The organism is Microcoleus sp. (assembly GCF_049646505.1).
Classification (GTDB): Bacteria; Cyanobacteriota; Cyanobacteriia; order Cyanobacteriales; family Microcoleaceae; genus Microcoleus.
The window spans coordinates 1-2312 of sequence record NZ_JBARVX010000085.1 but is presented as its reverse complement, the minus strand read 5'-3'; the positions used below and the strand labels follow the sequence as shown (position 1 = coordinate 2312).

Genomic DNA, 2312 nt, shown 5'->3' with positions numbered 1-2312 from the left:
GACTTACGACCCCTACGAGCCCAAGCTGGAAGTGCGGTATTTGCTCAATGGAGCCTATGAAACGCAGGCTGCTGATGCTGACGGGCGGGTGCGGATTCCAGAGTTGGATTTGTGGCTGGGGATTTGGTCGGGGGAACGGCTGGGCCAAACTATGAATTGGCTGCGCTGGTGGGATGAAGCTGGAAATTTGCTGCTGTGGAGTTCGGAACAGGCGGAATATGAACGGTTGCGGGCCCAACAGGAACGTCTGCGGGCGGATTTATTGGCGGCTAAGTTGCGGGAGTTGGGTGTCGATCCCGATCGGCTGACATGAATCGGGCGATCGGGCAAATCGCTACTCAATCCAAATTGACCATACGGCACTTCAAACCCAGGATTACTGCTTGAATGCGATCGGGTTCAAATTGGTATTATAGCAATCCTAAATGAGTCGTAAAATTTTTACCCCACCCCAACCCTCCCCTTACCAAGGGGAGGGAGTAAGAAATTCACAAATGATTTAGGAGTACTATATAGCCCGATCGCTTACTAACTCAGCATTAATTAGATCGGCTAGATCGGGGGAAAGAAAGAAGTGGGGAAATAGTAAAGTCTCTAAATAGTGAAAGTTTATTCCATAAAGTTTTTTAATTTCTTTGATTTGTCCAATAATCTGCTCCTTATTGATACTATGATTGCTTTTGATTCCCACAATCATTATATTCTTACTCGTATGTTCAGCAGCTATAAACTCAAAAACCTTAGTCTTATAGCCCGACAATTCAAGTAAAAGCGCTCTCAATCCATCAGTAACTATTTCCGATTGCCTCTCCAGCAAAATACCAGACTTCAGGAGATCCTTCAAAACCATATTCGGATGAATTTGTTTCCTAACTTGCTTGTGGCAGCATGGTGCTAGGATGATTAAAGAAGAATCAGACTGTATCCCTTTATAAATTGCATCATCTGTTGCAGTATCGCAGGCATGAAGTGCGATGGTTATGTCTGATTTTTCGGCGCTATAGTTACTGATGTTTCCTTGGTTAAAATGTAACCTTTCAAAATTAACTGATTGGGCAACAGAGTTACAAAAATCCACTAAATGTATTCTGCTTTCTATACCAATAACCGATGCTTCCTTGTCTAAAATATTGTTCAGAAAATCATATATTGCGAAGGTTAAGTATCCCTTGCCTGAACCCATGTCAACTACAGAAATATGACTTTTTTCTGCCAATTCTGATGATTCAACTAAGCCATGTATGATTTCCACAAACTTATTTATCTGTCTGAACTTATCTTCCATCGTTCTTACGACATTACCTTGACTGTTGGTAATGCCTAACGCTCTGAGATATACATTATTTTCTGATTCAATATACCGTTTCTTCCTGCGGTCGTGTTGCTGCGGAGTCGCATCAACAGGATTTGTAAAAGTGGGCTTAATAAAATTAATTTTAGGGTTTTTATTTTTGCCATATTCAAGTTGAACATCTTGCTCGATCGAGAATAATCTAATACTCATAAATTCACTGCCAATCAGGGTTTTGATTAAATGTAATCCCTCTTCGATTGGGTAATTTTTGACTATTTCTTTGGTTTTGTAACTGTAGGTAAAAGAAAGTTTTATGCTTTTTTTTAATTCTACAATTCTCACAATAATTTTAGTTAAACCGTCTTCTCCTCCTCTATACTTTCCTAAAGTTAATCTGATAAATTCTTGATTTTTTATACTAGAACCTAGAATTAACTCGAATTGCTCTTGCGTGTTGATATTCATTATATTACAATACGGTTCACTTAACATATTTATGCCCCGGAGATCCCCCTAAATCCCCCTTAAGAAGGGGAGTAGGGGTTGACTTTGAGGGCATTCTGATCCCCCCCTTTTTAAGGGGGGTTAGGGGGGATCGTCTTAAGTAAACCGTATTGCATTATATTATTCATTAGCCGTAAGGTTCGCACTCGAAAATTTACAAATTAGATTCACAATCTCATAGTGACGCACCACACAATAGTCTGGTGCGTCACAGGAATCATCGATTAAGTCGCGGACGGAATTGTGATATCAACAGATTGCACTTTTACCGCAGTTCCCAAACTCGATAGTGGCGGTTGAATGGCCGCAGTATTTCCCACTACTAATGTTACCAAATTCTCCGGTTTCAAGTAAGTCTTGGCTACGCGCTGCACGTCGGCAATTGTTGCTGTTTCGATGCTGCGGCGGTAGCGAAAAATGAAATCTTCGGGATAACCGTAGTATTCGTAGCGCATTAATCGCGACAAAGTTTGACTGGGATTTTCAAATTTGAAGATGAAAGAATTGAGGGTGG

The 2312-nt window shown here is 40.8% G+C and carries 1 protein-coding gene and 2 pseudogenes; 1 reads left to right on the top strand and 2 read right to left on the bottom strand.

Features of this window, described 5'->3' with window-relative positions:
- Window positions 1–313: pseudogene (locus WBA89_RS04880) on the top strand (hypothetical protein); the annotation flags it as partial.
- A gap of 195 nt (window positions 314–508) precedes the next feature.
- Here the strand turns inward: WBA89_RS04880 and WBA89_RS04875 are convergent.
- Together WBA89_RS04875 and WBA89_RS04870 are read right to left on the bottom strand one after the other, a co-directional pair.
- Entirely contained in the window at window positions 509–1786 is a 1278-nt protein-coding gene (locus tag WBA89_RS04875; protein ID WP_424404410.1) for a class I SAM-dependent methyltransferase, read from the bottom strand.
- A 236-nt stretch (window positions 1787–2022) separates the two neighbouring features.
- Window positions 2023–2312: pseudogene (locus WBA89_RS04870) on the bottom strand (insulinase family protein); the annotation flags it as partial.